The organism is Burkholderia plantarii (assembly GCF_001411805.1).
Lineage (GTDB): Bacteria > Pseudomonadota > Gammaproteobacteria > Burkholderiales > Burkholderiaceae > Burkholderia > Burkholderia plantarii.
In genome coordinates, this window is the sequence record NZ_CP007213.1 from 2,951,347 (window position 1) to 2,974,048 (window position 22,702).

Annotated in this window: 17 protein-coding genes; 2 read left to right on the top strand and 15 right to left on the bottom strand. The window is 71.3% G+C overall.

All coding sequences use genetic code 11. The annotated features are described in order from the left end of the window. Nucleotides 1-57: 57 nt before the first annotated feature. The 12 genes from cheB to bpln_RS29285 all read right to left on the bottom strand — a co-directional run bounded on the left by cheB (nucleotide 58) and on the right by bpln_RS29285 (nucleotide 17,167). Entirely contained in the window at nucleotides 58-1,083 is a 1,026-nt protein-coding gene (gene cheB / locus bpln_RS29235; RefSeq protein WP_042628629.1) for a chemotaxis response regulator protein-glutamate methylesterase, read from the bottom strand. Continuing rightward, entirely contained in the window at nucleotides 1,080-3,647 is a 2,568-nt protein-coding gene (locus bpln_RS29240; protein ID WP_055140784.1) for a hybrid sensor histidine kinase/response regulator, read from the bottom strand. The genes cheB and bpln_RS29240 overlap by 4 nt, the downstream gene beginning before the upstream one ends. Then, nucleotides 3,644-4,393 carry a chemotaxis protein CheW gene (locus bpln_RS29245; RefSeq protein ID WP_080937478.1) on the bottom strand — a complete coding sequence of 250 codons (750 nt, stop codon included), beginning with the start codon at nucleotides 4,391-4,393 and terminating at the stop codon, nucleotides 3,644-3,646. The genes bpln_RS29240 and bpln_RS29245 overlap by 4 nt, the downstream gene beginning before the upstream one ends. Beyond that, nucleotides 4,377-6,059, bottom strand: a complete 1,683-nt coding sequence (locus bpln_RS29250; RefSeq protein ID WP_055140785.1) for a CheR family methyltransferase — start codon at nucleotides 6,057-6,059, stop codon at nucleotides 4,377-4,379. The genes bpln_RS29245 and bpln_RS29250 overlap by 17 nt, the downstream gene beginning before the upstream one ends. Further along, nucleotides 6,056-6,571: a chemotaxis protein CheW gene (locus tag bpln_RS29255; RefSeq protein ID WP_055140786.1), complete on the bottom strand. Its 516-nt coding sequence runs from the start codon at nucleotides 6,569-6,571 to the stop codon at nucleotides 6,056-6,058. The genes bpln_RS29250 and bpln_RS29255 overlap by 4 nt, the downstream gene beginning before the upstream one ends. 20 nt (nucleotides 6,572-6,591) lie before the next feature. After that, nucleotides 6,592-8,271, bottom strand: coding sequence for a methyl-accepting chemotaxis protein (locus bpln_RS29260; RefSeq protein WP_042628633.1), 1,680 nt, complete (start codon nucleotides 8,269-8,271; stop codon nucleotides 6,592-6,594). Between the two features lie 280 nt (nucleotides 8,272-8,551). Further along, entirely contained in the window at nucleotides 8,552-9,649 is a 1,098-nt protein-coding gene (locus tag bpln_RS29265) for a hybrid sensor histidine kinase/response regulator (RefSeq protein WP_055140787.1), read from the bottom strand. A 482-nt stretch (nucleotides 9,650-10,131) separates the two neighbouring features. Then, complete coding sequence (locus bpln_RS29270) at nucleotides 10,132-11,565, bottom strand: aldehyde dehydrogenase family protein (protein ID WP_055140788.1); 1,434 nt, start codon at nucleotides 11,563-11,565, stop codon at nucleotides 10,132-10,134. Nucleotides 11,566-11,620: 55 nt separating this feature from the next. Further along, on the bottom strand, nucleotides 11,621-13,261 hold the full coding sequence (locus tag bpln_RS29275) for an acetolactate synthase large subunit (RefSeq protein WP_042628636.1): 1,641 nt from the start codon (nucleotides 13,259-13,261) through the stop codon (nucleotides 11,621-11,623). A gap of 659 nt (nucleotides 13,262-13,920) precedes the next feature. Further along, nucleotides 13,921-15,504: a Na+/H+ antiporter gene (locus tag bpln_RS29280; RefSeq protein WP_055141263.1), complete on the bottom strand. Its 1,584-nt coding sequence runs from the start codon at nucleotides 15,502-15,504 to the stop codon at nucleotides 13,921-13,923. 44 nt (nucleotides 15,505-15,548) lie between these two features. Further along, nucleotides 15,549-15,845, bottom strand: a complete 297-nt coding sequence (locus tag bpln_RS36340; protein ID WP_148654227.1) for a hypothetical protein — start codon at nucleotides 15,843-15,845, stop codon at nucleotides 15,549-15,551. A 32-nt stretch (nucleotides 15,846-15,877) separates the two neighbouring features. Continuing rightward, a complete protein-coding gene (locus bpln_RS29285; protein WP_055140789.1) occupies nucleotides 15,878-17,167 on the bottom strand; it encodes a DUF445 domain-containing protein in 1,290 nt (429 codons plus the stop codon). 418 nt (nucleotides 17,168-17,585) lie between these two features. Between bpln_RS29285 and bpln_RS29290 the strand changes: the two genes are divergently transcribed. After that, nucleotides 17,586-19,217 (top strand): phospholipase D family protein, encoded by a 1,632-nt coding sequence (locus tag bpln_RS29290; RefSeq protein WP_055140790.1) that lies wholly within the window; start codon nucleotides 17,586-17,588, stop codon nucleotides 19,215-19,217. Nucleotides 19,218-19,357: 140 nt separating this feature from the next. Here bpln_RS29290 and bpln_RS29295 read toward each other — a convergent pair whose 3' ends face one another. The 3 genes from bpln_RS29295 to bpln_RS29305 form a co-directional block, all read right to left on the bottom strand. Continuing rightward, a complete protein-coding gene (locus bpln_RS29295) occupies nucleotides 19,358-19,777 on the bottom strand; it encodes an HIT family protein (protein ID WP_055140791.1) in 420 nt (139 codons plus the stop codon). A 155-nt stretch (nucleotides 19,778-19,932) separates the two neighbouring features. Continuing rightward, nucleotides 19,933-21,180 (bottom strand): ATP-binding protein, encoded by a 1,248-nt coding sequence (locus bpln_RS29300; protein ID WP_042629573.1) that lies wholly within the window; start codon nucleotides 21,178-21,180, stop codon nucleotides 19,933-19,935. Next, nucleotides 21,164-21,901: a response regulator gene (locus tag bpln_RS29305; protein ID WP_042628640.1), complete on the bottom strand. Its 738-nt coding sequence runs from the start codon at nucleotides 21,899-21,901 to the stop codon at nucleotides 21,164-21,166. The genes bpln_RS29300 and bpln_RS29305 overlap by 17 nt, the downstream gene beginning before the upstream one ends. A 423-nt stretch (nucleotides 21,902-22,324) precedes the next feature. Here bpln_RS29305 and bpln_RS29310 point away from each other — a divergent pair, with 423 nt between their 5' ends. Beyond that, complete coding sequence (locus bpln_RS29310; protein WP_042629574.1) at nucleotides 22,325-22,696, top strand: hypothetical protein; 372 nt, start codon at nucleotides 22,325-22,327, stop codon at nucleotides 22,694-22,696. Nucleotides 22,697-22,702 lie beyond the last annotated feature (6 nt).

A 22,702-nucleotide genomic window follows, 5' to 3' on the forward strand; every position in this document is an offset into this window, starting at 1 on the left:
GCCCGCCTTGGCCCGCCGGGCGAGCCCCTGGCGGCCCCGCAAGCGGCGTGCCGCGGATCAGCGCGGGCGCGGCACGCGCTGTAATTGCGACATCAGGCGTTCCGAAATACGCTCGAGCGGCAGGATCGCCGAGGCCGCGTCGATCGCCGCGGCGGCCTTTGGCATGCCGTAGACGGCGCTCGTCGCGGCGTCCTGCGCGATGGTGTAGAAACCCTTGGTGCGCATCGCCTTCAGGCCGAGCGCGCCGTCGCGGCCCATGCCGGTCAGCAGCACGCCGAGCGCCTCGCCGCGCCAGGACTCGGCCACGCTGTGGAAGAACACGTCCACCGACGGCCGGTACGGCGTCTCTTCCGGATAGCGCGTGTAGCCGAGCTGGCCGCGCGCGTTCAGGTGCAGGTGATCGTTGGTGGCGGCCAGCAGCACCTCGCCGCGCTGCGGCACGCCGCCAGCCCTGGCGATGCGCACCGGCAGCCGCGTGAAGCCGTCGAGCCACTCGGCCATGCCGATCGCGAACGCCTGATCGACGTGCTGCACGATCACGATCGCGGCCGGGAAATCCTCGGGCAGCGGCTTGAGCAGCGCCGCGAGCGCGGTCGGCCCGCCCGCCGACGCGCCGATCGCCACCAGCGGCGGCTGCGCGAGCGCAGCCGGGCCGGCCGGCTGCGACGACGGCGTCAGCGGCCCGCGCGTAGCGAGCAGCCGGCCGATCTGGTCGATCTTCGCGAGCAGCGGCTGCGATTCGTTGGCGATCATGCCCTGCGCGAGCGTGGGCGTGTCCACCGCGTCGAGCGCGCCGGCGCCCATCGCCTCGTAGATGGTGGCCTTGTTGGCGTCCACGCTGGCGGTGACGATCAGGATCGCGCACGGCGAGCGCTCCATGATGCGCCGCGTGGCGGCCACGCCGTCCACCTTCGGCATGACGAGGTCCATCAGCACCAGATCGGGCGGGTTCGCCTGGCAGAAATCCACCGCCTGCTCGCCGTCGGCGGCCACCCACAGCACGCGGTGGTCGGGCCGGTGCGCGATGGCCCGGCGCAGCGCGGCGACCGCGAGCGGCAAGTCGTTGACGATGCCGATGTTCATGACGCCGCCTCCCCGATCAGGTCGTGGACGGCGTCGAGCAGCGCCTCGTCGTGGAAGCTGCCCTTCGCCAGGTAGTAGTCGGCGCCGGCGTCGAGCCCGCGCCGGCGGTCCTCGTCGCGATCCTTGTACGACACGATCATGACCGGCACGCCCTTGAGCAGCGGGTCGCGCTTGATCAGCGTGACGAGCTCGATGCCGTCCATGCGCGGCATGTCGATGTCGGTCACGACCAGGTCGAAGGTGTCGCTGCGGATCGCGTTCCAGCCGTCCATGCCGTCGACGGCGATCGTCACCGCGTAGCCGCGCCGCTCCAGGAGCTTGCGTTCCAGCTCGCGCACCGTCAGCGAATCGTCCACCACCAGCACCTGCTTGCGGCGCCGCGCGAGCGCTTGGTCGGCGCCGCTGCGCAGCTTGGTGAGCTGGCCGCCGCGAATCAGCTTGTCGATCGAGCGCACCAGATCCTCGACGTCGACGATCAGCACCGGATCGCCGTTCTCGAGCAGCGCGCCGGCCGCGATGTTGCGGATCTTCTGCAGCCGCGCGTCGAGCGGCTGCACCACCAGCATGCGCTCGCCGAGGAAGCGGTCCACCGCCACGCCGTAGGTCTCGGGCTCGGTGCCGACCACCACCACCGCCGTGCTGGCGCGAGCGCCGTCGGGCTCGCCCGCGTCGAACAGCTGGTGCGCGGTGACCAGCCCGACGCGGCGCTCGTCGAGCGAGAAATGCTGCTGGCCCTCGAGCACGTCGATCGAGGCGCGTTCGAGTTCGAGCGCGCGCCGCACGTGGACCAGCGGGAACGCGTAGGGCTCGCCGCCCACCTCCACCAGCAGGCTGCGGATCACCGACAGCGTGAGCGGCAGCTGCAGCACGAAGCGCATGCCTTGACCCGGCTCGTTGAAGATCCGCACCGCGCCGCGCACGCGCTTGACCATCTCGTGTACCGCGTCGAGGCCGACGCCGCGCCCCGACACGTCGGTCACCTGCTCGCGCATCGAGAAACCGGGCAGCAGCAGGAATTCGAGCACCTCGGCGTCGGTCAGCCGCGCGGCGGTCTCGGCGTCGGTGAGCCGCTGGCGCACGATCGCGGCGCGCACCTCGGCGAGATCGGCGCCGGGGCCGTCGTCGGCCACGCTGACGAGCAGCGAGCCGGCGCTGTGGCGCGCCTCGAGCGTGATGGTGGCCTCAGCCGGCTTGCCGCGCGCGAGCCGCGTCTCGGGCGGCTCGACGCCGTGGTCGAGCGCGTTGCGCAGCAGGTGGCCGAGCGGCGCGTCGAGCAGGTCGAGCAGGTCGCGGTCGACCTGGGTGGTCTCGCCGACGATCGCGAAGCGCACGCGCTTGCCGAGCGAGCGCGCCAGATCGCGGACCACGCGCGGATAGGCGCGCGTGGCGTCGCCGAACGGGCGCATCCGGCACTGCAGCGCCTCGTCGTAGAGCTGCTCGGCGAGGTGGGTGCTGCGCCGCTCGAAGCGGTCCAGGTCGTCCATGCGGGCCGCGAACGTGCGCTGCAGGTCGTTGAGCATCTGCCGGACCTCGCTCATCGCGGCCTCGCGGGCCGAGTCGAGATCGTCGGCGAGCGCTTCGTACAGCGAATCGAGCGCGCGGCCCGCGTCGCGCTGGGCGCGCCGCATGCGCTGCATCGATTCGGCGAACGGCTTGAGCCAGCGCGATTCCACCAGCGATTCGCCCGACAGGCTCAGCAGCCGGTTCAGGCTGTCGGCGCGCACGCGGCGCATCTGGCCGGCGTCGCCGCCCGGCTCGGCCGGCGGCGGCGCCTCGGACGGCGGCGCCGCCAGGCCCGCGGCCGGCGGCGGCGCGTCCGCATCGGGCGCGCCGGCCGGCGTGAGCGCGGCGTCGGCGGCGAGCCGCAGCTGCGCGGCGAGATCGGCCGGCACCGCCGCCCCGGCGTCGCGCGGCCCGGCACCGCCGCTGGACGGTGCGTCGGGCACGCCGAACGCCCCGGACGCATCGGCGGCCGGCGCGTCCAGCCGCAGCTGCGCGGAGAGCTCGGACAGATCGGGGAAATCCGTGGCGTCGGCGGCCGACGCCGATGCCGCGGCCCCGAGCGAGCCCGGCGTGTCGAACGACACCGCCGAGGCGGCCCCCGACGCGAAACCCGGCGGCAGCGGCGCGGTCTCGTCCGGCGCCGCGCGTCCGGCGTCGCCGGCGCCGGCGCCGTCGGCGTTGGCGAGCGCGACTTCGAACGCATCGATCTGGATCGGCGTGACCGACGCGGCGCTGCGCGGATCGCCGACCCGCACCAGCAGGTCCACGCCCATCAGCAGCGCGTCGATGTGGCTCGCGCCGAGCACGCGCTCGCCGCGCTGCGCGCCGACGAAGCAATCCTCCATGCGGCCGGCGATCTCCACGCCCTGCGGCACGCCGACGATGCGCGCGGCCCCTTTCAGCGAATGCGCCGCGCGCATGCAGGCCTCGAACGCGGCCGCGTCCTGCGCGCCGTGTTCGAGCGCGAGCAGCTGCCGCGACAGCGCCTCGGTCTGGGTCTGGGTCTCCTCCTGGTACAGCTCGAGCAGCGACTGGCGGCTCAGGTCGTCGTCTTGGCTCATCGCAGGCTCCGCAACAGCGATTCGAACAGCCGGTCCTCGTCGAGCAGCCCGACGATCCGGTCGAGCCAGACGAACACGCCGCGCGTGTGCGCGCTGCCGGCGCGCGCCACGGTGGCCGGGGTCGCCGCGCGGTCGGCCGCGCCGAAGCGCAGCACGCCCTCGACGTCGTCGACCGGGAACACCACCGGCTCGCCGCGATGCCCGACCACCAGCATGCGCCGGAAGCCGGCGCGCGCGCCGCCGGCCGCGCGCGGCGTGCCGGCCTCGAGGCCGAGCAGCTCGGCGAGCGACACCGCGATGCGCAGCGTGCCGCGCACGTTGACGATGCCGAGCACGGCGCGGCTGCGGCGGTCCGGCAGCGAGTGGATCGGCAGATCGTCGACGATCTGGCGGACCACCTCGGTGGGTAGCGCGAGCCATTCGTCGGCCACGCGGAACGCCAGCACCGCCTGGCGCGCGCCCGCCTCCGCGCCGCCGTGCCCGACGCCCGGCGCGACCGGCTCCGAGACGCGCCGCGCGGCCTGCGCGAGATCGTCGGCGGACAGCGGGCGGTCGAGCAGCAGCGCCGCGTTGCGCGCGAACACGGGGCAGTTCAGGCAGCGCGAAACCTCGGTCAGGCGCTCGCACGACTTGTCGCCGCGCACGCCGATGCGGTTCCAGCAATCGTCGATCGCGCCCGGCGTCAGGTCCGCAAGCCGGTCCCGGTTCGTGTCCGGGCCGCGCCCGATTTCAGCGGCGTCGTGCATGGCCGCGTCCTCCCGGTTCGCCGTGCTTGCCGGCCTGCGCGTCGGCGCGGCGCGCGCGCTCCTTCAGCCAGCGCGCGCCTTCGTGGTCGCCGGCGATGTCGAGCAGCGTCGCCAGATGCGTGAGCGCCTCGCGATGGGTCGGCGCCAGATACAGCGCCTTGCGGTAATACGTGACGGCGGCCGGCCGCCCCTGCGCGTCGGCGATCAGGCCGAGCAGGTAGTAGGCGTCGGCGCTCGGGCCGGCCCCGTCCATCGCGGCGTGGACCGCGCGCTCGGCCGCGTCGAACTCGCCGGCGTCGGCCAGCGCGCGGGCCGCGTCGAGCGCGCCGGCGCCGTCCGGCGCGTCGAGCGGGCCGGGCAGGCGCGCCGGCGCGGCCGCGGTCGAGATCGAGGCCATCGACGAACGCATCGAGGCCATCGCGGCGGGCGCGCGCGTCGCGAGCGTGCCGCCGCCGCGCAGGGCGCCCGCGCGGGCGGCCGGACCGGTCCCTTCGGCTGCGAAATCGGCACCGGCAACGGCGCCGGCCCCCGCGCGAGGCACGCGGGCCGGCGCGCCGGCCCGGCCCGCCACCGCGCCCGCGAAACCGGCGCCGCCGTGAGCCGCGCCGTGAGCCGCGCCGGCCGGCCGCGCGGCCGAGCCGGGCAGCGGCCACGGCATGTCGCCGAACCATTCGCGCGCGGCCGGCTCGGGTGCCGCGACGAGCGTCGGCAGCGCGCCGACCGGCGGCAGCGGCGCGGTGCCCATGCCGGCGCGGCTCGCGGCCACCGGCGCGGGCGGCGCGGGCGGCATCGCGCCGGCGCCGCTGCCGCCCTCCGTCCCGCGGCGAAAGCCGAACGCGAGCGGAATCCTCACCGAACTCATCCCGTGGCGCATCACGACGCCGGTCTCGGCGGGGCCGACGAACAGCAGGCCGTCGTCGGCGAGCAGCGCGTCGAGCGTGCGCAGCACGCGCTCCTGCGCGCCGCGATCGAAATAGATCAGCACGTTGCGGCAGAAGATGAAGTCGTAGCGCAGCTCGCCGCCGGTGCCGAGTTCGAGCAGGTTGGCATGGCGGAACTGCACGCAGTCGAGAATCCGCTCGTGCAGGCGCCAGCCGCTGGCGGTCGAATCGAAGTGGCGGCCGCGAAACTCGAGCGCGTGGCCGCGAAACGAGTTGCGGCCGTATTCGCCGCGCCGCGCGTGATCGATCGCGCGCGCGCTGATGTCGAGCGCGTCGATCCGCAGCTGGGTCGCGTCGAGGCCGGCATCGACCAGCGCCATCGCCGCCGTATAGGGCTCCTCGCCCGTCGAGCATGGCGCGCTGAGCACCCGCACCGGCTGCGAGGGCCGCGTGCGCAGCCGCTCGACGGCCAGCGCGGCGAGCGCGGCGAACGCCTCGCGCTCGCGGAAGAACCAGGTCTCCGGCACCACGAACAGCTCGATCAGCGCGCGCCGCTCGGCGTCCGACGCGTTCAGCAGCTGCCAGTAGGCGTCGATCTCGGCCGGCGACGGCTGCCTGGCGCGCGCCACCGCCGCCGGCTCGCGCGCGGCGTCGCCGCCGAACGCCGCGCCGATCCGCTCGGCCAGCGCGCGCGCGACGAAATCGGCGCCGAGCGAGGCCGGATCGATGCCGGTCTCGCGCGACAGCCATGCATGGAAACGTGCCTCGAAATCGCTTGCCGTCATGCCTCGCCTCCCGCCGGTGCCTGCCGCGCCTCGTGCGCGGTCATGAACAGCAGCGCGCGCGCCTCGGGGCCGAGCAGATGGCGCACCGTCACCCGTTGCACCACGCCATGCGCGTCGTGCGCCACCGGCCCGAGCCAGCGCGCATGCGGAGTATCGACGCCGCCGTCGCGGAACGCGGCGCGCTCGAAGCGCGCCGTCTGCGTGCCGTGCTCGACGATCAGCCCGAGCCGGCGCTCGCCGTCGGCCGGCGCGGGCTCCGCGTCGCCGGCCAGCGGCACGCGCACCCGCACGATCACGAGCCGCGTCGAGCGGATCCGCGCCGAGGGCCGGCCGAGCGCGAGCCGCGTCACGTCGATCACCGGCACCGGCTCGCCGCGATGAATCAGGATCCCGGCCACCCAGTCGGGCGCGCCCGGGACCGGCTTGGTCTCGGCGAGCGGCAGCACTTCGGCGACGTCGGCGACGTCGAGCGCGTAGCGCGCGCCGTCGAGTTCGAACAGCAGGAACAGCATGGCGTGGCGGGCCTCGGCGCTCACGCCTCGACCTTGAAGCGCGACACGCTGGTGCGCAGCGCGTTGGCCACCAGCGTCAGGTCGTCGATCGCCTGCGACGACTGGCGCAGCGATTCGGCCGTCTGCTGGGCCGCCTCGGACAGCTGCGAGAGCGCCTGGGTGATCTGCTCGGCGCCGCTCGCCTGGGTCTGCATGCCTTCGTTGACGAGCTGGAAGCGCGGCGCGAGCGTCTGCACCTCGTGGATGATCTGCGAGAGCTGCGAGCCCACCTGCTGCACGTCGAGCATGCCGCGCCGCACTTCCTCGGAGAACTTGTCCATGCCCATCACGCCGGCCGACACCGCCGACTGGATCTCCTTGACGGTCTGCTCGATGTCGTAGGTGGCCACCGCGGTCTGGTCGGCCAGGCGGCGGATCTCGGTGGCGACCACCGCGAAGCCGCGGCCGTATTCGCCGGCCTTCTCGGCCTCGATCGCCGCGTTCAGCGACAGCAGGTTGGTCTGGTCGGCGACCTTGGTGATGGTGGCCACCACCTGGTTGATGTTGAGCGCCTTCTCGTTGAGGATCGCGAGCTTCGCGTTGACCGAGCCGGCCGCGTCCATCACGCTGCGCATGGTCTCGCCCATCTGCGTGAGGCCGCTCTGGCTCAGGCCCGCGAGCGAGGCCGACTGCTCGGCCACCGACGACACCTCGTTCATGGTGCGCAGCAGGTCGCGCGAGGTCGCGAAGATCTCGCGCGAGGTCGCGCCGATCTCGGTGGTGGTGGCGGCCGTCTCGTTGGCGGTAGCCTGCTGCTCGCGCGAGGTGGCGGCGATCTCGGCCACCGAGGTGGTGACCTGCAGCGACGACTGCTGGGCCTGCGCGACCAGCGTGGTCAGCTCGTCGGCCATCCGGTTGAAGCCGGTCTCGAGCATGCTGAACTCGTCGCGGCGGCGCAGGTCGAGCCGCCTGGTCAGGTCGCCCGTGCGCATCACGTCGTGGACCTCGACCAGCTCGGTCATCGGCCGCATCACGGCGCGGTACAGGAACCAGCCGAGCAGGGCCGCGCACACCAGCACGACGACGAGCACCGTGGCGAGCGTCGCCTCGGTGCGGAACACCGACTCGCGGATCTGCTGCGCGGACTGGTCGGCAAACGTGCGGTTCTCGGTGACGAGGATGTTGGCGTTGCGGATCACGTCCTCCCAGACCGGCGTGACGCGCCCGTAGGCGATCACCGCGTCGGCGTGCGAGCCGTTGCGCGCCTTTTGCATGGCATCGTTCAGCAGCGGCAGGTAGCGATCGTAGACGCCGCGGAAGGTCGCGAAGCGCGCGCGGTCGTCTTCGCGGAACGTCGCGTTCTGGTATTGCAGCGACAGCTTCTCGAAGGCCTCGAGCGAGGCCGGGAGCTTGTCGATGTCGCGACGCACCGACTCGGCGTCGGGATCGACGAAGATCGCGCGCTGCATCTCCGAGTACGACTCGGCGGCGGACGCGCGCAACGAGGTGGCCAGATAGACGCCCGGCAGCGAATCGCGCTGGATGCTGTTGGTCTCCTCGTCGATCACGCGCAACTGCTTGTAGGAGATGCCGGCCATCACCACCATCAGCACGAACAGCACGCCAAAGCTCAGCAGGATGCGGTTGCCGAGCGTGATCCGCGCACCGGCGGCGGACGGGGAGGAGCTTTCGGTGCTTGCGCGAGGCGACACGTTGACCATGTTTCGATGTGGGTAGTCTGCTGATGCGTTCAGGAGCCGCCGGCGCACGCATGGCCGGAGCGGCGGCCCGGTGCCGGACGCCGTACCGCTGCGGCCGCCGCGCCGGCGGGCGCGAGCCAGCAGAGTGTACTTTCTTTATGGCCGCCGAGACAGCCCGGGCCAGCCCGGCGTGGCGGCCAGGCCGCATTCCGGCACTGGCCGGTCAGGGCGTGCCGGCCGCCGCTACGTCGCCCGCCGCGCGCCATCACGCCGGCAGGCGGCCCCGCCGCCCGGCGCCGGCTCAGCGCGCCGCGCGCGCCTTCGGCAGCCCGAGCCCGGCCATGAACCCGCGCGGCGTGTAGCGCATCATCAGCGCGCCGCCGTGCTTCGCGGCGGTGGCGCGCACGAACGCGAGGCCGAGCCCGAAGCCGCCCGTCTGCGAGTCCGGGCCGTGCGTGAGCCGCACGAACGATTCGGTCGCGCTCGCGCGCTGCGCCGGCGCGATCCCCTCGCCCTCGTCCTCCACGCCGATCAGCCAGCGCTCGCCGTCGTCGGCGATCAGGCCGCGCACCTCGGAGGCGGGCGGCGCGTACTTCAGCGCGTTGTCGATCAGGTTCGCCAGCGCGCGCGTGAGCATCATCCGGTCCCCGACGCAGAGGCACTCGGTCTCGGGCAATTCCACCTTCACGCGGCTGCCGGCGGCGGCGGCCTTCTCCCACAGCTGGTCGGCCGCGTCGAGCAGCACCTCGTTGAGGCACACCAGCTCGCTCGGCCGCTTCTCCGACTGCGCGCGCGTGAGCTGGATGAAGCCGTCGGCCAGCGCGAGCGCGCGCCGCGCATGCATCTCGATCCGTTCGAGCAGCATCGGCATCGCGCCGTGCGCCGCGCGGTAGGCCTCCAGCAGCGAGAGGATCGAGGCCTGCGGCGCGCGCATGTCGTGCGAGAGGAAGTCGAGCACCTCGTCGCGCTGGCGCAGCATGTGGTACGAGTTCGAGTGATAGCGGATCCGCGCGATCATCTCGATCGGGTCCGGCAGCTTCACGAGGTAGTCGTTCGCGCCGGCGAAGAACGCCTCGCGCTTGGCGAGCGGATCGTCGTTGATCGACAGCACGATGATCGGCACCTGCGCGGTGGCCGCCTCGGCGCGCCACGCGCGCACCAGATCCAGGCCGTCGACGTCGGGCATCACGAGGTCCTGCAGGATCACGGTGGGGCGCAGCGTGCGGCCCAGTTCGAGCGCGCTGCCCGCATCGACGCAGACATGCAGCGCGATGTCGGTCTCGGCGGCCAGCAGGCGGCGGATCACCTCGCCGACGAAGGCCTGATCGTCGACGAGCAGCACGGAAATGCCGGATTCGTATGAATCCGATGCGTAGTTCGTGTGAGTCATTCCATTCATCGCATCGCGAGTGCCATCGCCTTGCGGCCGCGGCGGACGGCGGGTTCGTCGGGAGCGGGCACACGCACCGCCGACGTCCTTGCTGGCGCATTCCCGGTTACGAATCGCCGGATTTGCACGATATTGATTCTTTTAAGTAAATATAAGCCGATGATTTTAAATGATTTTCCTTCCATCCATACAACAACGACGGAATCGGGCCGCAAACGGTCGGATTACCGCGACATGGCGTGGGGTGCCGCGCGCGCGACTTGACGGGCGCGGGAAAGGCGGCGGGCGCGGTGCAAACCGCGGGAAAAACGCGGCGGCGCGGACCGCCCGAAATGTCCGGGAAGCGCCCGGGAAGCGCCCGGGAACTGCCCCGGCGGCGCCCGGGCGGCACCCCGGGCCACGCCGGCGAACCGGACCGCCCCCCGGGACATGGCGGTCCGCATCGGGAGCCCCGGGCACGGCCATCCCGGTGCGAACCGCCCGCGCGATGCTCAGGACGGCTGGCGGATCACCATCAGGCGCGGCTCGGTCATGTCCTCCATCGCGTAGCGCACGCCCTCGCGGCCGAGGCCCGAATCCTTGACGCCGCCGTAGGGCATGTTGTCGACGCGGAACGACGGCACGTCGTTGATCACCACGCCGCCCACCTCGAGTTCGTCCCAGGCGCGGTGCGCGTGCGCGAGCGAATCGGTGAACACGCCGGCCTGCAGGCCGAAGTCGCTGTCGTTGACGCGCGCGAGCGCCTCGTCGAAGCGCTCGAACGGCTCCAGCAGCGCGACCGGCCCGAACGCCTCCTTGCGGTATAGATCCTGCTCGCGGCCGACGTTCTCGAGCAACGTGGCCTCGAACATCACGCCGTCCACCTTGCCGCCCGCCACGATCCTCGCGCCCGCGCCGACCGCCGCCTCCATCCAGCCAGCCAGCCGCTTCGACTCGGACTCGGAGATCATCGGCCCGACGAAGGTCTGCGGGTCCTTCGGGTTGCCCATCTTCAGCGCGCGCGTCTTCGCGACCAGCTTCTCGCGCAGCGCGTCGTAGAGGCTCGCGTGGGCCAGGATCCGCTGCACGCCGATGCAGCTCTGGCCGGACTGGTAGAACGCGCCGAAGATCAGCCGGTCCACCACGTAGTCGAGCCGCTCGCGCTGGTCCGCGTCGACGATCGCGGCCGCGTTGCCGCCCAGTTCGAGCACCACCTTCTTCTTGCCGGCCTTCTGCTTCAGGTCCCAGCCCACCGCCGGCGAGCCGGTGAACGACAGCAGCTTGAAGCGCTCGTCGGTGGTGAACAGGTCCGCGCCGTCGCGCCGCGCGGGCAGCACCGAGAACGCGCCCTTCGGCAGATCGGTCTCGGCCAGCACCTCGCCGATGATCAGCGCGCCGATCGGCGTGCGGCTGGCCGGCTTCAGCACGAACGGGCAGCCCACCGCGAGCGCCGGCGCGACCTTGTGGGCCGTGAGGTTCAGCGGGAAATTGAACGGCGAGATGAACGAGCACGGCCCGATCGGCACGCGCTTCGTGTAGCCCGAATAGCCCTGCGCGCGCGGCGAGATCTCCAGGTTCACCAGTTCGCCGCCGATCCGCACCGATTCCTCGGCGGCCACGCGGAACGTGTCGATCAGGCGCGTGACCTCGCCCTTCGAATCGTTGATCGGCTTGCCGGCCTCGATGCAGAGCGCGTCGGCGAGTTCGTCGAAGCGCTCGCGAAAGCGCGCGACGCAATGGTCGAGCACGGCCTGGCGGCGGAACGCGGGCCATTCGCGCAGCGGCTTCCGGGCCTCGACGGCCGCCGCGATCGCGGCGTCGATCGCCTTCGCGTCGGCCAGCGCGACGCGCGTGGCCACCTTGCCGCTGAACTTGTCGGTGACTTCGAGATCGGTGTTGGCGTACACGGCCTCGTTGGCGAGGTAATACGGATAGGATTCCTTCATGGGGGATGCCTCCGTGCGGTAAGGACAGCAGGAAAGAAAACGGCGTGGCGGCCGCTCAGAGCTGCGCGGACAGGCGCGGGATCTCGCGGTTCAGGATCTTCTCGTTGTCCGAGTAGTCGATCGGCACGTCGACCAGATGCACGCCCGGGCTTGCCAGGCAGCGCGCGAGCAGCGGCGCGAGCGCGTCGGCCGATTCCGCGCGATGGCCGTGCGCGCCGTAGCTTTGCGCATAGGCGACGAAGTCGGGGTTGTCGAGCGTCATCGCGTAGTCGGGGAAGTTCATGTTCTCCTGCTTCCAGCGGATCATGCCGAACGCGTCGTCGCGCAGCACCAGCACCACCAGGTCGAGCTTCAGGCGCACCGCCGTCTCCAGCTCCTGCGAATTCATCATGAAGCCGCCGTCGCCGCAGATCGCCACCACCTTCCTGTGCGGATGGACGATCTTGGTGGCGATCGCCGAGGGCAGCCCGGCGCCCATCGAGGCCAGCGCGTTGTCGAGCAGCAGCGAGTTCGGCTCGTGGGCGCGCCAGTAGCGCGCGAACCAGATCTTGTACATGCCGTTGTCGAGGCAGGCGATGCCGTCCCCGGGCAGCGCGCCGTACAGGTCATGCACCACCCGCACCGGGTGCAGCGGGAAGCGCGGGTCGTCCTCGCCCTTCTTCAGATGCGCGTCGAAGCGCTCCTTGATCAGCATGAAGCGCGAGAAGTCCCACTTCGGCGGCTCGGCCAGCGCCTGCTTCATCTGCCAGACCGCGTTGGCGATGTCGCCCACCACCTCGATCTGCGGGAAATAGACCGGATCGACCTGCGCGCCGAGGAAGTTGACGTGGATGACCGTCTTGTCGCCGCCGCGCATGAAGAACGGCGGCTTCTCGATCACGTCGTGGCCGACGTTGATGATGCAGTCGGCGTGGTCGATCGCGCGATGCACGAAATCGCCGTCGGACAGCGTGGCGTTGCCGAGCCAGAGCGGATGCGATTCGTCGATCACGCCCTTGCCCATCTGCGTCGTGAAGAACGGGATGCCGGTGGCGTCCACGAACTCGCGCAGCATCTTGCAGCTGGTCTTGCGGTTGCCGCCCGCGCCGATCATCAGGAGCGGATGGCGGGCCTGGCGGATCGCCTCGACCGCGCGCGCCACCGCCTTTTCCTCGGCCACCGGGCGGCGGCTGTAGCTGGCCGGGATCGGCTTGCCGTCCCCTTCCTCGTGCGCGATGTCCTCGGGCAGTTCGAGATGGGTCGCGCCGGGGCGCTCGTCCTCGGCGCGCCGGAACGCCTCGCGCACCGCCGACGGGATATGGCCGATCGACACGATCTGGCGCGTGAGCTTGGTGAGCGGCTGCATCATGTCGACCACGTCGACGATCTGGAAATGGCCCTGCTTGCTGGTCTTGATCGGCTTCTGGCCGGTGATCATCAGCATCGGCATGCCGCCCAGCTGCGCGTAGGCAGCGGCCGTGACGAGGTTGGTGGCGCCCGGGCCGAGCGTGGAGAGGCAGACGCCGGCGCGGCCGGTGAGCCGCCCGTAGGTGGCGGCCATGAAGCCGGCCGCCTGCTCGTGGCGCGTCAGCACCAGCTTGATCCGCGAATGGCGGATCGATTCGAGCAGATCGAGATTTTCTTCGCCGGGGATGCCGAATACGTATTCGACGCCCTCCGCTTCCAGTGCCTTGACGAACAGATCGGATGCTTTCATGGGGACGCTCTCGGTGGATGCCGCGTGCCGGTTTCCGGCGCACGGCGTGGCGGACACCTGCGTCGGCCTACGACGCGGGCGGCTCGTTACCTGCAGATTGACCAATGCAAAAGCATGCCGTCGCGCGCGGCGGGAAGCGGGGGAGCAAGGCGGGAAGCGCACGGCCACCGACGTGAAACCCGGCGCGCGGTGCGGCGAGCGATGGGTTCGATTGTAGAAGATCGGCGCGCGGGCTGCTGGCGGGCGCAACGAGTAAGGCAATCGTCAGCGCGCGCGGAACCGGAGCGGAGCGGGAATCCGGAAGCGGGGTTGAAGGGGGATTTGAAGGCGGATCGGACGACCGACTCGATGCACGGCGATGGCGGGCATGTCGAGCCCCGCCCCGCCGTGCCGGGCGCTCACCACTTGCCGCTGCCGTAGCGCACGTAGCCGCCCGACCAGTCCGGACCGGAATCGTCGAAGGCGCGGAATTCGAAGTGGATCGCCGCGGCGGCGGAGCGCAAGCAGCGCGTCCGCGGCTCGATCCCGGCGTGCGCGGTGCCGGCGAAGAGGCCGGCCAGCAGGCCGGTGGCGATGGTGGCGATGGCGGACCGTTTCGTCGGTGACGCCCCGGGTTCGTGGTGGAGGTTCGCAACAGCTCCAGGCCCGGCTCGCGCCGTTCATTCCATGGCGTGGCGCGCCGTGACTTCCTGCAGGTCGAGATCGCGTTCGAGCACGTGCAGGATCTCGTCGTGGATCAAGCCGCCGCGATGCATCTTCAGCATCTCGGCGCGCCCGGCCGAGACCGCCGCGAGCACCACGTCGTAGTGCGCGTGGACGTCCTGCGCCGGGAACGCGGTCTCGTGCTGGAAGCGCTCGGCCATCGCCGCGCGATAGGTGTATTGCTCGAGCAGGCGAGGATGCACGACGTTGCCGGCGGCGTCGCGCACCAGCGGCTCGATCGCCCCGAGCTGCGCGCGCGCGAGCCGGCTCCAGGCCTGCGGCTCGCTCAGGTGGCGCGCATCGGGCGCATGCGCGTCGCGCGGCGCGACCAGCCGGATCAGCGGGCCGATGGTGGTGCCCTGCAGCAGCACCGTGACGAGGATCACCGCGAACGCGGCCACCAGGATCATGTCGCGGCCCGGCATCGCCTCGGGCAGCGACAGCGCGATCGCGAGCGTCACCACCCCGCGCATGCCGGCCCAGCTCATCACGGTGGCCGCGCGCCAGTCCGCGCGCGGTTCCGCATGGCCGAGCCAGCGGCGCGGCAGCTTCAGCGTCTCGACCGCGAACACCCAGACGAAGCGCGAGCCGATCACGGCCGCCAGCACCGCGAGCACGGCCGGCGTCATGGTGGCGAACACCTCGCCGAAGCCGCCCAGGCGCAGCATCACGCCGCGCAGCGACAGCCCGATCAGCACGAACACCAGCGCCTCCAGCAGGAACACCATGATCTGCCAGAACGCCGTGGAGCGGACCCGCACCGTGGCGCTGAAGATCTCGTGCTGGTGCCAGCCGAGCATCATGCCCATCGTGACGGCCGAGATCACGCCCGACACCTCCAGCGTCTCGCCGGCGATGTAGCTGACCCACCCGCCGAGCACGGCGGTCGTGACGATCAGGTATTCGTCGGACAACAATCGAATGAAGCGGATCAGCAGCCAGCCGATGATGAAGCCCACCGCCACGCCGCCCAGCCCGAGTTCCGCGAAGCGCACCACCGCGCCCTCGAAGCTGAACGCGCCGGTCAGCGCGGCGGCCACCGCGAAGCGGAACAGCACCAGGCCGGCCGCGTCGTTGAGCAGGCTCTCGCCCTCGAGCAGCACCATCAGCCGGCGCGGCAGCGCGACCCGTTCGAGCACGGCCTTGGCGGCCACCGCGTCGGGCGGCGAGACGATCGCCCCAAGCGTGAAGCAGGCGGCCCACGGCAGCGCCGGCACGACCCAATGCACGGCCGCGCCGACCGCGAGCGTGGTGAACACCACCGCGCCGATCGCCAGCAGCATGATGCCGCCCAGGTTGCGCTTGAACTCCTCCCAGACCGAGAAATACGCGCCGTCCACCAACAGCGGCGGCAGGAACACGATCAGCACCAGATCGGGATCGAGGTTGACGGGCGGCAGGCCCGGCACGAACGCGATGCCCGCGCCGCCCACCAGCAGCGCGGCGGCCGGCGGCAGCCGCAGCTTCTTGGCGACGAGCTCGAGCACGACGATCGCGGCGAACGACAGCAGGACGAGTTTGAAGACGGACACGGGAGACACGGGCACTCCTTCACGCGGATGAATGGCAGCTTACGGCCGCGCGATTACACCACAACGCCGCGCGCGACGGTGATAAGCGTCGGCGAGGGGGGCGCAGGGGCGGGAAACGGCACGAAAACAGCCTCGCTGCGGCGCGGCGCGGCCCCGGCGGCAGCGGGCTGGCAGCCTGGAAGCGGCGCGGCGATGGCCTGCTGGCGATGGCCCGGCGGCAGCCCGCGCGCGGCCGGTCGATGCCCGGCAAGCAGCCGTCCGGCCCGTCTCGGCGGCGCCTGATGCTGGCGGGAGGCCAATGCGGCATCGGCCGCCGCTCCCATCACATCGGCATCCTCATCGTGCCGCATCGAACCACCGGCGGCGCCGGCCCGCGCCGCGCTCAGTGCGGCGGCACCCAGGCGCCGGCCCAGCGCGCCGCGCAGGTCACGAGATACAGCGCGAGCCCGATCAGCCCGCCCACCACCGTGCCGTTGACGCGGATGCTCTGCAGGTCGCGGCCGATGTTGAGCTCGACCTGACGCGACATCTCCGCCGTATCCCAGTTGCGGACCGTGTCGCTGATGTGGCGCGTGAGGAACACCGCGAACTCGGGCGCCATCTCGGCGGCGGCCTTCTCGACGTGCTCGTTCATCGAGGCGCGCAGCGCCGGGCTCGCCGCGAGCCGCTCGCCGAGCCAGCCGCCGAGCGCGGCGGCCTGCCGGTGCAGCACCGAATCCTCGCGCGCGAGATCGGCCTTGAGCCAGTCGCGCAGTTGGGTCCAGAGCTCGGCCACGTAGCCGTTGAACGCCTCGCCGTCGCGCAGGTAGCGCTTCAGTTCCTCGCCCTTTTCAAGGAACCGCGGGTCGGTCTTGAGCCGCTCGACCAGCCGTTCGGCGGTGGCGTCGAAGCTGCGCCGCAACTGGTGGTCCGGATCCTCGCCGATCTGCCCCAGCATGCGCGTGACCGTGTTGGCGATCAGCTCGGCGCCGCTCTCGCTGATCCAGGCGGTCGGCATCACGCGCTCCATCTTCGGATAGCGGCCCTTCAGCCATTCGACGATGTAGGCGGCGATCGCGGCGCGGTTGTCGGGCTCGCGCAGCAGCGCGACGAGCTGCGCGATGCCGTCGTCGAGCAGTTGCTGGTGGCGCCCGTCGTGCGTCAGCGTCTCGAGGATCGCGCCGGCCGAGCGCGACAGGTCGATCCGGTCCAGCGCGGCGCGCAATGCGTCGCGAATGAAGCCGCGCACGCGCGCGTCGTCGACCATGTCGAGCGCGAGGCTCGCGAGCCTCGCCACGTAGCCGCCGAGCAGCGCCTTGTTGGCCGGCTCGACGAGCCACTGCGCGAAGCGTTCGGCCGGATCGTGGCGCCGGATCAGCGCGACGATCGAGGCCGGATCGAGAAAGCGGTCATGCACGAACTGCGCGAGATTGTCGGCGATGCGTGCCTGATTGCGCGGCACGATCTCGGTATGGCGCGACACGATCGGGATCGGCACACGCCGGAACAGCGCCGCCACCGCGAACCAGTCGGCCAGCGCGCCCACCATCGCGGCCTCGGCCACGGCCTTCACGCCGTCCACCCAGACGCCGCCCGGGAAACCCAGCGTGACGATGAACACGGCCGTCACGCCGATCAGCAATCCGAGCGCGCGCCGCTTGCTCGCCTTCAGTTCCGCCGCCTTGTCCCGCATCGGGTCCCGTCCTGGATCGTCCGCATCACGCCGCCCGCGCCGGCGGGCGGCCCCTGGTTGTCGCGCGTTCGCGTGCCGTGGCTGCGCGTGGCATCGCGGCCGCCACGCTGCGATGGCGGCCGCCGTCCGATGGTACACCGAGGCCGCGGCATGCCCGCCGGCGCCTGCCGCAGCAGTTCCCCGCAGCGCGCGCCGCCGCTCGCGCGCAAACGGCGTTCCCGCGCCGGCAGCCGGCAACGGGACGCGGGCTCGCGCGACCGCGAGCGGCACGGGCCGCCCTCCATGTGGCGCGGGTCGCGCCGGATCGCCCGCCGGTTGCCGCCGGCGGGGCTCGCCCGTAGAATCGTTGCGCACACCGCGCCCGGCGTTCCCGCCCGCCGGCGCCCCACTCGCCTCGCATCCCCAAGGAGTCCGCAGCGTGCCGGCCACCCCCGTCCGTCGCGAGCCGTGCGTCCGCCACCCGGCGCACGCGGCTCGCCGCTTCGCCGTAGCCGCCCTGGCCGCGCTGTGGCTAGCCGGCTGCGCCACGCATCCGCCCGCCACCACGCTGTCGCGCCCCGTCTCGCACGCGCTGCCGCCGGATACGCCCACGCCGCTGCGCGACGCGCTCGCGGCGCCGGAGCGCGCGCATCCGGGGCAATCGGGCTTTCGCGTGCTGTCGGTCGGCACCGACGCGCTGCAGATGCGCATCGCGCTCGCGCGCGCGGCCACCAAAACGCTCGACATGCAGTACTACATCGCCACCGAGGACACCACCGGCAAGCTGCTGCTGGCCGCGGCGCTCTACGCGGCCGATCGCGGCGTGCGGGTGCGGATGCTGGTGGACGACCTGAACTTCAAGGACATCGGGCAGGTGATGGCGTCGCTGAACGCGCATCCGAACATCGAGATCCGCGTGTTCAACCCGTTCGGGGCGACCGGGCGCGGCGTGTTCGCGCGCACCGCCGATTTCGTCTCGAAGATCGACCGCTTCACGCGGCGCATGCACAACAAGGCGATGATCGCCGACAACCAGCTCGCGATCGTCGGCGGCCGCAACCTCGGCGACGAGTATTTCAGCGCGAGCCCGACGCTGCAGTTCCGCGATCTCGACGTGCTCGCGGCCGGCCCCGTCACGGCCGACATTTCGCGCAGCTTCGACACCTACTGGGCGAGCGCGAGCGCCTACCCGCTGCGCGTGCTCGATCACCAGCATTTCGATCCGCAGGATCTCGATCGCACGCGCGACGCGCTGCGCGAGCACTGGCGCGAGAACGCCACCCCCTACGACGCGAAGCCGCTGAACGCCACGCCGCTCGCCGACCAGATCGCACGCGAGCAACTCGGGCTGGTGTGGGCCAATGCGACGTTCGCGGTCGATTCGCCGGAAAAGATCGCGATGGCGGCCGGCACCTACCAGAGCCCGCCGATGCAGCAGCTGGCGATGCTGACCAAGGAGGCGCGCCGCGAATTCCTGCTGATCTCGCCATACTTCGTGCCGCACGACGCCGGCGTCGAGGCGCTCGGCCAGCTCGTCGCGCGCGGCGTGCGGGTGGCCGTGCTGACCAATTCGCTCGCGGCCACCGACGCGGTGGCCGTGCAGGCCGGCTACGCGCCCTACCGCGTGCCGCTGCTCGAACGCGGCGTGGAGCTCTACGAATTCCGTGCCGAGCAGCCGCAAGGCTCGACCATGCGGATGTTCGGCTCGCAGTCGCGCGCGAGCCTGCATGCGAAGGCCTACGTGGTGGACCGCAGCACGCTGGTGATCGGCTCGCTCAATCTCGATCCGCGCTCGGCCTACCTCAACACCGAACTCGCGCTGGTGATCCGCAGCCCGCAGCTGGCCGGCGAAGTCGCCACGCTGTTCGACCACGTCACGGCGCCGACCGAGAGCTACCGCGTGACGCTGGCCGATCCGTCGCCGTCGCCGAACGGCTGGCATTCGCCGCTGGTCTGGACCGACGTGGAGGATGGCCAGCAGCGCACCTACAGCGTCGATCCGCACGCGGGGCTGCTGCGCAACGCGCTGACGGGGCTGTTCCGGATGCTGCCGGTGGACGGCCAGCTGTGAGGTGGCGGATGGGGTGCCGACGCGAGCCGCGCCGCCACGGCGAACGGCCGCGCGAGGCCGCCTGACGGCGAACCGGACGCGGCCGGCGGGTGGGTGACGAGAACGTGACGGGACGGCGTGGCCGGCCCCGCCGCCCTCCCTTACTTCAGCGCCGCGCGAATCCGCTCGGCCATGGCCGTCAGTTCGGCGGGATCGGCCACCTCGCGCGAGTGCGCGCCGAGCGGCTGGGTGGCCCAGCGCGGGATCAGGTGGAAGTGGACGTGCGGCACCGTCTGCCCGGCCGCCTCGCCGTTGAACTGGCCGACGAACAGGCCGTCCGGCTGCAGCGCCTCGCGGATCGCGAGCGCGACGCGCTTGCTCATGCGAATGCACTCGGCCGCCGCTTCATCGGACAGCTCGTAGAGCATCACCGCCGCTTCCTTCGGCACGATCAGCACGTGCGCCGGCGACTGGGGCATGATGTCCATGAACGCGATCGTCGTATCGGTCTCGCAGACCTTCGTGCAGGGCAGCTCGCCGCGCAGGATCTTCGCGAAGATGTTGTTGTCGTCGTAAGCCATGAGGTCGCTCGTCGTCTGGGTTCGGTTGAACGGGAACGACGATTCTCGGGGCTCGCGCGCGAACGCGCAAGCACGACCGGCAAGCTGGCCGCGCATCGCTGTCGGGCCTTCCAGCGCAATGGCGGAGCGGTGCCGCCGGCCGCCCGCTCGTCGCGTCACGCCGCCGGAAACGTCATGGTGACCACGAAGCCACCGTCGTCGGCGTTCGAGGCGACGAAGCTGCCGCGCCGCTGGCGCACCAGCCGCTTGACGATCGCGAGCCCGAGCCCGCAATGCGCGTCGCCGCCGCGCGCCGCGTCGAGCCGCACGAACGGCCGCTGCGCGCGCTCGAGTTCGGCCTCGGGAATGCCCGGTCCGTGATCGCGCACCACCAGCCGGTAACCCTGGGCGAGCGCCACCGTGGAGATCTCCACCGGCGGCTCGCCGTAGGTCATCGCGTTCTCGATCAGGTTCGACAGAATCCGGTCGAGATCGACGAGCGGCAACCGGAAACCCTCGCCGGCGCGCAGGTCGACGCTGACCAGCGCGTCGTCGAGTTCGCCGCCGTAATGCTGGCGGCAATGCGCGTCGACGCTCGCGGTTGGCGACGGCTCCGCGCCCTCGCCCGCGAAATCGAGGAACTGCGTGACGATCCGCGAGAGCGCCTCGGCATCGCGCAGGAAGCCGTTGCGCGTGGCCTGGTCGGGCAGCAGGTCGGCACGCACCTGCATGCGCGTGATCGGCGCGCGCAGGTCGTGCGCGAGGCCCGCCAGCATCACCGCGCGCTCCTGCTCGCCCTGCGCCAGCTCGCTCACCATCTCGTTGAAGTTCGCGATCACGTCCTTGACCTCGCGCGGGCCGCCGACCGGCACCGCCGGCTGCCGGTTGCCGAGCCGGAAATCGCGCACCGCCTGCGCCAGCCGCCGCAGCGGGCGCTGGATGCGCCACGCGCCGAAGATCGCGAGGCCGATGCCGATCAGCATCGTCAGCGACGAGGCGCCGATGAAGCGCGTGACCGACGGCATCGTCGAGGGCAGCGTGATCCAGTAGCGCGCGCCCGGATAACGTGCCCAGATGGTGCGCGAGCTGCCGTCGCCGACCACGTGCGTGCCGGGCGGCATCGCCTCGCGCAGATGGCGCTCGAACGGCCCGTAGGTGTCGACGCAGGGCTTCGGGCAGCCGAACGCCACGGCGTCCTTCACGTCGACGAACGAGGTGCCGAGCATCGCGCTGACCGCCAGCCCGAGCGCGCTGCCGCTCGCCTGCGCCTGCGTGGACAGCGCGATCACGCGGCGCGTCTGCTCCACTTCCAGGCGCAGCCGCTCGCGGTCGAGCAGCATCAGGCCGATCGCGTGGACCACCAGCACGAGGCCGATCGCCATCAACGCGAGCCGGACGAACAGCGTGTCAAACCGGCGCTTCATCACCATCGCCGCCGGGCACGAACATGTAGCCGACGCCGCGCATCGTCTGCACGTAGCGCGGCTGGGCCGGGTCGTCTTCCAGCAGGCGGCGCAGGCGCCAGACCGGCACGTCGATGCCGCGCTCGGTCAGGTTCGAATACGGCCCGTGCAGCATGTCGAGCAGCCGCGCGCGAGAGAGCGTCTCCATCGGATGCATCGCGAACACTTCGAGCAGCGCGTATTCGCCGCCCGTGAGCTTGAGCGCCTCGGTGTCGCGATACAGCGTGCGGGTCGTGAAGTCGAGCCGGAACGGGCCGAAGCGCAGCGCCTCGCGCCGTTCGGCGGCGGGCCGCGCGAGGCCGGCCGGCGCGTGGCGGCGCAGCACCGCGTGGATCCGCGCGAGCAGTTCCTGCGGCATGAACGGCTTGCCGAGATAGTCGTCGGCGCCGAGTTCGAGGCCGATCACGCGATCGACGCCGTCGGCGCGCGCCGTCAGCATGATCACCGGGATCGTGTCGCCGCTCGCGCGCAGCTGCTTGAGCACGGTCAGCCCGTCGATGCCGGGCATCATCAGGTCGAGCACGATCACCGACGGCCGCTCGCGCTCGAGGCGCCGCTCCAGCGTGGTGGCGTCGTGCAGCACCGACACCTCGATGCCACGTTGCTGGAAAAAGGTGCGGAGCAGATCGCGCAGCGCGGCATCGTCGTCGACCAGCAGGACCTGGATGGGCGTATCGGACATGTGCTCGGGATAAACGGAAAGAAACGGAAACGAACGGCGAAACGCGGCAACGGCCCGCCGCGCCGGCATGCAATCCGGTGACTATAAGCGAAGCCGGTGCGCTCATGCTTGCTTCGCCTTAAGACGGCTTACGGAGTCTTACGTGCGCGCGGGGGCCGCCGCCGGCGGGGCGCGTCGTTTGCCCGATAGCGGAATCGCTGTTTCCTTCGCATTTCCCGTCGTTTCACTCGATCGCCCCGATTCCTTGCCGGCGATACTGGATTCCGTGAACCACGAGTCTCGCATCGCGTGGCGTGAAGCCCACCACATGCGCCACCTCCCGTTCACGGCCGTTGTCTCCAGGGACAAACCTCGCGATTGGCGTGCATGCCGGGCATGGCCGGCCAGGCAATCACGCGTTCAACCCAGACCAAGGAATCGATCATGCCGGACGAGATCATGTCGTACCCGAAGAACGTGTTCACCAATGACGGGCAATCCGACGTCGATGGCTTTGCCCCGAAGCTGGGAGCGGTGGCCGCGCAGATCAAGGCCGCCGGGAAAATCACCGTCTACTATGGTTTCCATGGTGACGACAACGGCAGGCTTTTGGTCGTGTTCTCGGCCGACGAATTGGAGAAATCGCGGGACATGGCAGCCGGATTTCCGGATGCCACCCTGGTGCAGGTCAACGGCCCGAATGACCCCAAGATCGATTACGCCAAGCACAACAAGGACGGGCAGGCGCTGTTCACCTGGTGCGACAGCGACACGTACATCAAGGCCAACAAGCTGCTGCCGGACATCATCCCGTGAGCGGCA